The organism is Dyella jejuensis, assembly GCF_044904675.1.
Taxonomy (GTDB): domain Bacteria; phylum Pseudomonadota; class Gammaproteobacteria; order Xanthomonadales; family Rhodanobacteraceae; genus Dyella_B; species Dyella_B jejuensis.
Genome location: NZ_JADIKJ010000005.1, coordinates 199,132 through 207,283, shown reverse-complemented (window position 1 = coordinate 207,283; position 8,152 = coordinate 199,132). Strand labels below are relative to the sequence as shown.

General features: G+C 55.3%; 6 protein-coding genes. All 6 read left to right on the top strand.

Going from position 1 to position 8,152, the window contains the following annotated elements; all coding sequences use genetic code 11:
• On the top strand, positions 1 to 1,899 hold a 1,899-nt coding region (locus tag ISP15_RS06670), incomplete at its 5' end, for a matrixin family metalloprotease (protein ID WP_404546349.1).
• 217 nt (positions 1,900 to 2,116) lie between these two features.
• Positions 2,117 to 2,941, top strand: a complete 825-nt coding sequence (locus tag ISP15_RS06665) for a sulfotransferase family protein (RefSeq protein WP_404546347.1) — start codon at positions 2,117 to 2,119, stop codon at positions 2,939 to 2,941.
• 6 nt (positions 2,942 to 2,947) lie between these two features.
• Positions 2,948 to 4,408: an alpha/beta hydrolase family protein gene (locus ISP15_RS06660; protein ID WP_404546345.1), complete on the top strand. Its 1,461-nt coding sequence runs from the start codon at positions 2,948 to 2,950 to the stop codon at positions 4,406 to 4,408.
• Between the two features lie 473 nt (positions 4,409 to 4,881).
• Positions 4,882 to 5,652 carry an alanyl-tRNA editing protein gene (locus ISP15_RS06655; RefSeq protein ID WP_404546342.1) on the top strand — a complete coding sequence of 257 codons (771 nt, stop codon included), beginning with the start codon at positions 4,882 to 4,884 and terminating at the stop codon, positions 5,650 to 5,652.
• A 26-nt stretch (positions 5,653 to 5,678) separates the two neighbouring features.
• Positions 5,679 to 6,887 carry an MFS transporter gene (locus ISP15_RS06650; protein ID WP_404546340.1) on the top strand — a complete coding sequence of 403 codons (1,209 nt, stop codon included), beginning with the start codon at positions 5,679 to 5,681 and terminating at the stop codon, positions 6,885 to 6,887.
• Positions 6,888 to 6,908: 21 nt separating this feature from the next.
• The gene (locus tag ISP15_RS06645; protein WP_404546338.1) at positions 6,909 to 7,814 is read left to right on the top strand and encodes a PLP-dependent cysteine synthase family protein; all 906 of its coding nucleotides are present in this window, start codon (positions 6,909 to 6,911) and stop codon (positions 7,812 to 7,814) included.
• Positions 7,815 to 8,152 lie beyond the last annotated feature (338 nt).

Here is an 8,152-nt window from a genome sequence, read left to right as displayed (position 1 = left end):
GCGCTGACGCTGGACGGCACGGGTATCACGCTGTCTGGTACCAAGGATACCGATGAACTGGGCGATGGCAGCTCGGTGACGGAAACGGCCAGCGGCAATACGCTGGACATGGATGCGGGCTCGACGTTGGACGATACGTCGGGTAACGGCGGCGATACGATCAATGCCGGTACGGACGGCACGATCCAGATCAACAACGACGGTGGCACGAGCTACTACGACACGATCAATGCCACGAATAATGCGGGCACAATTACTCTCACGGGAGGTTCAAGTGCCGATGTGGATGGCAGCGGTAACATCGTTGCGACGAAAGGCGGCGGTGACCTGACAGCTAGCGGCGACGCGATCAGCTACACAGGCACGAGCGACGGTACCGAATCCATCATCGGCGGCGACAACACGATCACGGCCGGTGGCGAATCGATCGCACTGTCCGGTGCAGGCTCGACCAGCGGCGATATCGTGGATGGCAACGACGTCTCGATCAACTCGAGTTCTAGCTATGTGACGCTTACCGGTACCAGCGATACGCTCAGCGGAAGCGGCAATAATGTCAGTCTCGATGCGGGTAGTACCACCACACTCACTAGCAGCAACAACACCATCGATATGCAGGCCAATGCCAGCCTGATCGATAGTGCGAGCAGCGGCAACGACACCATCAATGCCATCGATAGCGACACGATCCAGATAAGCAGCGGTGACGACACGATCGATGTGTCCGATAACGCGAGCATTACGGTCGATTCCGGTGCGGGTGTCGGTATTGTCGGTGACGGCGATACGGTAACTGGCGATGGCAGCAACGCCATCTCCGTGAGCGGGCAAGGCGACGTCATTGACGTCAGCAATGCCACCATCGATATCAGCAGCAACGATGCCGTGACGGTAACGGGTTCCAATGACACGATCGTAGGTGGCTCTACGGATTCGGTCCTTGTCACCGGAACAAGCGATAACGTTTCGGCCACCGATAGCAATGTCGTCTTCGATGGGGCCAATACGGATGACAGCGTCTTTGGGGCAGGCGATACCGGTGGCAACTGGTCTGAACCGGATCCCGATGATACCGGCGACGAAGGCGGTTATGGCGGCTACAGCGGTGGTGGCGATGGTTACGACGGTGGCGGCTACGGCTATGGCCTGACCAAGTGGAAAGGCAAGAAGCCCACGGCGACGCAAGTGGCCAAGGCGGAGCAGTCCGATAGCGTTTACGAGGGCGCCAAGTGGGCGGACCAGACCATCACCTGGAGCTTCGCCAACGCCTCCGGCAACTTCAGTGACTCCATTACCGACACCAAGGAGCAGCAGGCCATCGAGCAGGCTTTCCAGGCATGGGCGAAGGCATCAGGGCTCAACTTCGAAGAGGTCCAGCCCGGCGCCAAGGCGGATATCGAAGTGGGCTTCAGCGATCTGAACCCGGCCAGCACCAGTGCGATCGGCCTGACCACGTATACCAGCCAGGCGGGCGCACTGACCGGTGTAGACGTGGAACTGGAAGATCCCAACCAGGCACCGTTGGATACGAACGGAAAGGGCGCGCTCACCTATGCCAACACCAGCGCCACGTTTGAACAGGTGGCGCTGCACGAGATCGGGCATGCATTGGGCCTGGCGGACAACGACATCGCCGGTTCGATCATGAATGCGGTGTTGGGCACGGGCAATCAAACCTTAAGTGCCACGGATATTGCCGATATCCAGAGCCTGTATGGCAATACGTCGACCACTGCCGCCAGTTCTGCCTACGACGCACAGGTGCATCAGCTGGTGCAGGCCATGGGCACGTTCGATGCGGCGGGAGCCGATACGGGTGATTTCAATCCACAAGCCGAAGCGTATTTGTACCAGGAGCATATGCTGGCGAGTGCGCATCCGAGTGTGCATGTAGCGTAGAAGAACGGAAGCAAGAGCCTGCATGGATGAAGCCATGCGGGCTCTGCCCTTGCCGAATCGGACCTCTCACCGAACTTTGGACAAATTTAAAATTTTGCGGTCACTCCCGCGAAAATGGGAATGGCTGCAAAGGGCTTTTAAGCGTCAGTCTAGGACTAAGGGTTGGCACTGTCAGTTGAGCTTGTATGCAAGTACAAGAGATTTGGGGAAAGTCACCATGCAAAACCACGCCGCGCACTTCATCTCCGGATTACCGCGATCCGGGTCGACGCTACTATCCGCGATCCTCAAGCAGAATCCCCGATTCTCTGCGGGAATGAGCAGTCCCGTGGCGACGTTATTCAATGCTGTCCTGCCAAAGATGAGCGGAGCCAGCGAGTACGCTTCTTTTTTTAGCGAGGATCGTCGGCGCCGGGTGTTCGATAGCCTGTTCAAGGCCTACCACCACGACGAGCTGGAGCGCGGCAAATGGGTCTTCGATACCAATCGCACGTGGACGGCGAAACTCCCACTTTTGCATCAGCTGTTTCCGCGATCGAAAGTGATTTGCTGTGTTCGTGAAGTACCCTGGGTCATCGACAGTGTCGAAATGATGGTCAGGCGCAATCCGACCCATGTGTCCGGCATTTTTCAAGGCAAAACTTCCCGGAACGTGTATGGACGGGTCAAGGACCTGATGGATGCCGAGCGCGGGCTTATCGGACTTCCCTGGGGTTCCTTGCGGGAAGCATGGTTTGGCGAGCATGCCGACAAATTGATCGTTATTCGTTACGAATCCTTGGTCAGCAACCCTTCGGCGATTGTCCGTCAGCTCTACGAGCGTCTGGGCGAAAAGCCCTTCAATCACGACTTCGAAAATGTCGGCTACCAGGAAGAAGAGTTCGATCGACGGTTAGGCATGCCCGATCTTCATACGGTAAGGCGAAAGGTGGAACATATCGGGCGACCGACCATCCTTCCCCCGGATTTGTTCATGAAATATGTGGATATGAATTTCTGGGAAAACGAAAAACTGAATACAAAAAAAGTGTGCGTGCTGTAGTTGCCCTTGTACCAGTCGCTTTTCTTCACAGCTGTAATTGGAGTTCGAAATATGCCGCGCATGCGCACAAAGACGCTTTTATTGCTAGGTGCTTTGCTGCTTGCGCTGGCGTCGGTCGCGTTTGCAGATAACGATGCGGACAAGGCGCCCGATGAGGCATTGCTGCACGAACAGGTAGTGCAGATTGCTGGCGACCCCGATGCGCCCGCAACGCTGGTGATGACGATCTTTACCCCGCCCGGGCCCGGTCCTTTTCCGCTGGCGGTCATGAATCACGGGTCGACAGGAGGCATTCCGCCCGAGCAACAGCCCAGATATCGCCTCACTTTTTCTGCGTACTATTTCCTGTCGCGCGGGTACGCCGTGGCATTGCCCATGGTGCGTGGCTATGGCGGATCAAGTGGTCATCTGCGATCGCATGCCTGCGACGATCTTGCGGTGGGGATCGATGCTGCGAAGGATATTCGCGCCGCGATCAATTACATGAAGCAGCAGCCTTATATTGATGGTTCGCGCATCATTGTGGCCGGGCAGAGTTTCGGCGGATGGAATACGTTGGCACTCGGTGCGCTCGATGTGCCAGGTGTCAAGGGATTGGTGAGCTTTGCCGGCGGCATGAAAAGTTCGGGTTGCCGTGATCCAGATGCTGCGCTGATTGCCGCTGCGGGAGAGCTGGGCAGCGAAGTATCCAAGCCGTCGATCTGGTTCTTCGGCGATAACGATCGGATCTTCGCCACGCCGGTGTGGCATGCCATGTATGAACACTATACGGCCGCCGGTGCGCCAGCCGAGCTGGTGGCTTATGGAAGATTCGGCGTCGATTCGCACAATCTGCTGGGATCGGGCGAGGGTCTGTCTATCTGGGTGCCCAAACTGGATGCGTTCCTGGGGCGGCTTCAACTGCCCAACACGCTGGTGTATCCCGAGTATTTGCCCCAGCCGGCGCCTGCCCCCAGCCACTATGCGGACCTGACAGATTTACAGGCGCTGCCGTATCTCAATGCGATGGGCGGAGACCGGGGCATTGCGTATTACCAGCGCTTCCTTGAAAAGCCTTTGCCCAGGGCCTTGGCGATCGGGATTCACGGTGCGGGGGAGGCTTCCGGGGGATTCGATCCCATACTGTTGGCCATGCGGCGTTGCCAAAAAATTACGCCAGGTTGCCGTTTATATGCGGTGGATGACGATGTCGTATGGGTGCGTCCCACGCCGATACCGCCCCCCAGCCATTTCGCTGTGCTCGCTGATGAAAGCGCCGTGCCGTACCTGAAGCCGCCGGGACGACTCGGCTATGAAAAATTCCTGATGATGACCAGGCCCCGGGCGTTTGTGATCGCGCCGGATGGCGGCTGGGCAGCGGTGGCCAGAGGGTTCGATCCGGTGTCTGCCGCATTGGCCGATTGCAAGGCGGTGCACACAGGTTGCCGCCTCTACGCAGCCGATGGCGATGTTGTTTGGCGGCCCTAACCCGATATTTCTGGGCGTGCTATGGATGAGCTTTGGCCCGAAGCATCGTCAATGGTGTATTAACTCCATGGTGAAGTTGATCGGAAAGGGACACCCGATCTAGCCCAGTGCATATCGGAATCTTCATCATGCGTCTATTTTCAATAGCACTTCACGAAAATTTTAATTTTTGAAATAGCTCTACACGTTTGTTGTGATCGCGATGACGGATGATAGGTATCGCCAATAGGCGCGTCGCAGGCAGAGATCGGATCTGACATATTTTCAGTTTTCCCCGACAAATGCGGAGCCTGCTTATGGCTATTCTGCAAGAGGCTGGTGCGGACTTTTGTGCAATCGCCGTTAGGACGACCGGCCATGCCCATGCCAAGATAGGGAGTAGATCATGCTTGCGTATTTCGATTGCAATGCGACGACACCCGTCGAGCCCGAAATTGCCGAAGTGGTCAGGCACTCCCCGGTGAGTTCATTTCATGGATAAATTCAAGCGCACTACGCGCAAGCTTTACTACGACGATGCATATTTGTGCAAATGTCCAGCGCGTATCACAAAAATAGGCTCGGATTACATTGAGCTTGACGCAACAGTCGCATATCCTGAGGGAGGTGGGCAAGAATCTGATCATGGATTCATTGTTTCCATCGATGGAATTGGAGTGCGGTTTATCCATGCGCGAAAAGTATATACAACGAAAATAAATATCCATGACTTTCCGGATATTCGTGTCGATGGCGTCATAGAGCACGTAGTCCATGAAGAAGATAGGGAGTTACTCGGTCAATTCCATGCCGGGATGGAAGTGGTGGTCCAAATCGATGTGCGAAGGCGTGCATGCCTTTCGCTCAGCCATACTGCGTCTCACCTCATATACATGGCCATATCCAAAGTGCGGCCGGATGCGGTGGCGCGAACCTTGGGATGTCATATCGGAACGGGAACGGCACGGTTCGACTTCGCCGTTGAGGATCGCGTATCTCCAGAGCAGTTAGCTGAAATCGAGCGATTGGCAAACGCCTTGGTAAGAAGAAACAGCACGATACGTGTCTACCCGCATCCCGAACATGCTGACGCTCGATACTGGGAGTGCGAGGGAGAGGTCATTCCTTGTGGCGGCACGCATATAGATTCAACGGCGCTGGTCGGCCGCTTGATCGTGCGCAGAAAAAGCATGGGAAAAGGCAAAGAACGTATTGCTTGTGAATTCAGCGACGCCGTGTTGAAAACGGAAGCCTATCATTCGTGAGATAAGGCTTATTCGGGAGATCAGGGATGAACCAAAAAGACAAAAACATGGACTTAATAGCGAGGCCGGAGCGACTCCCCTCATCCACGTATGTATTGTCCCTATGTCAGGCACTCAATCTAACCGCGGCAGTGGTTTCCGTAACGATTGCGGCATTGGCCGGGGAAAAGATGGCTCCAGGGCCAGCTTGGGCCACATTGCCATATGGGGTGCAATTTGCCGCCGTAGCGCTTTTGACGTATCCCGCTTCCGTATTTATGAGACGCTTTGGGCGCAAACCGGGCTTTTTGTGCGGAGCGATGACGCTAATAGTTGCCGGATGCGTGGGATTCTTCGCCGTCCAGCAATCAAGTTTCGTCGGGCTTGTTCTTGCTCATGGCTTGCTCGGCGTCTACGTTTCTTTTGCCAATTTCTACCGGTTTGCAGCCGTTGACCAGCTGCCTGCGCCATTGAGGCCACGTGGTGTTTCCCTGGTCGTTGCCGGAGGCGTTTTGGCGGCCTTCATCGGGCCATGGATTTCCTTGGGGTTGGGGAACGTTGATGGTTACGCGCCGTATTCGCTTTGTTATGCAAGTTTTGCGGGGATTGGAATAAGCACGATAGCGTTGGTTGGAGTGTGGCGCCAAGGACGTGGTATTGAAGCCACGCCAGTCCATATGGAGGCTGCCCGAAAAGCGCCGGTTACTGCCGCAATCTTGGCTGCCATTTTTACTTCTGCAAGCGCTTACATGGTCATGAACCTATTGATGGTTCAAGCGTCGTTGGTCATGGATTCGATGGGTGTTGGTTTTCACGCGAGCACTTTAGCTATACAAGCGCATGTGATTGCCATGTTTTTACCGTCCTTGGTCACTGGTCTTATCATTGGGAAATTCGGCTTTCGTTTGACGCTATGTGCGGGGTTTCTTCTTCTGATAGCTACCACCCTGCTTGCGTTGTTTGGTTCTGGTGGTTTTGAGGCCATGTTGATCGGGCTTATCCTCCTTGGCATTGGCTGGAATCTGAGCTACATAGGCGGCGGCGCTTTGCTGGCCAAGTACCTTACGGAAGAAAATCGGCACAGTATGCAGGGTATCAATGATTCGGTCATTGCTATTTGCGCCACCGCTGGCGCTTTCTCCCCGGCTTTATTGCAGACGCTTATAGGATGGAAGAATACGAATTTGCTATGTCTTCTGTTATGTATCATCGGCTTTGTTATGGTGTGGCGCGCCACCAAAGCGACCTTGACGTAATCTCTTTGCAGGGAGTTACGTATGAAGAAATGGGTCGACTCGTCCAATTTAAAAATCCAGACGCCTCTGCGCGAAGTTGTCAAAGGCGTGCTGATGAAGTTCGAATGCGATAACCCTGGAGGTAGCCACAAGGTACGGGCGGCGCGATATTTAATTGAAAAGGCTGTCCGTGATGGACGCATCGTACCTGGTGAGACGGTGGTCGTCGAAAAAACAGGAGGAAACTTCGGGTTTGGATTGGCCGTTGTTTGCCACGAGCTGCATGTACAAGTCGAGCTGGCGGTGGGATTGGGATTCAGCGCTGTTAAACGCCGTTGCCTGGAAATGTTTGGAGCCCGATTGATCGGGATTGATATGCTAAGTCGAGGTGCGACGCCAAAAGAGGTCGTTGCGTGGCGTCTTGATCAGGCATCGAGAAGTGGGCAAAGCTGTTTCTTTACGGATCAATTCAGCAACTTGGCGAGTCTGCATGCGCATGAGTTTGAGACAGGCGCCGAACTGATCGAGCAACTCCGTCAATGGCCCCGCCTAAAACAGGTGATATTTGTTGGATGCGCCGGCACTGGTGCTAGCTTTACAGGCATAACGCGCGCGCTCAGGTCGCAGTATGAAGTGACATGTATCCTGGTAGAACCGGAAGGCTGCGATTCGGCGCAGGGAATTTTCGCCGAGCATCCCTTCGAAGGTATGGCCGTTGGGGTAGCGCCGCCATTCCTGGAATGGGAACTGATTCAGGCTCGTTATGCCGTTTCGCCCCAAATGGCTATGGAAACCAAACGGCGGTTTTGCCAAAGCCATGGCTATCTCATCGGCAATACGACGGCCGCGTGTCTGACCGTGGCAATGCAACTTGCGCAACGGCTGACTGATGAACAAAAGGTCGTCCTGCTTTTTTACGACCATGGGCTTTGGTATACGCAATCGTAGGGTAGAACCGGAGCAGTTTTCCTGCCGTCGCCGTCAGAGCGGAATCTTCACGTTCTTCAACGATGCTGATTTTCCAGTGCTTGACAGCCTTGCACCGCAGCATGACAATGCACGCGCCCGCCGGCGCGTCACGGCCGCTCGGGCCCCTGTCCGAACTAACCAAGGCATATGGACGTTTACCCTAGTCGCAACGTCGACATCCGCTCGCATCGGGTGCCGGCATTGCATAACAAGCTGATCGTTCGCGGCAACCGCCAGCGGTTGGCCGGCGCTTTCCTCGACTAGGGAAGTCCGGCCCGCTCCTTACGGTGCCGCGGCACCGTATTAAAGGAGATGGG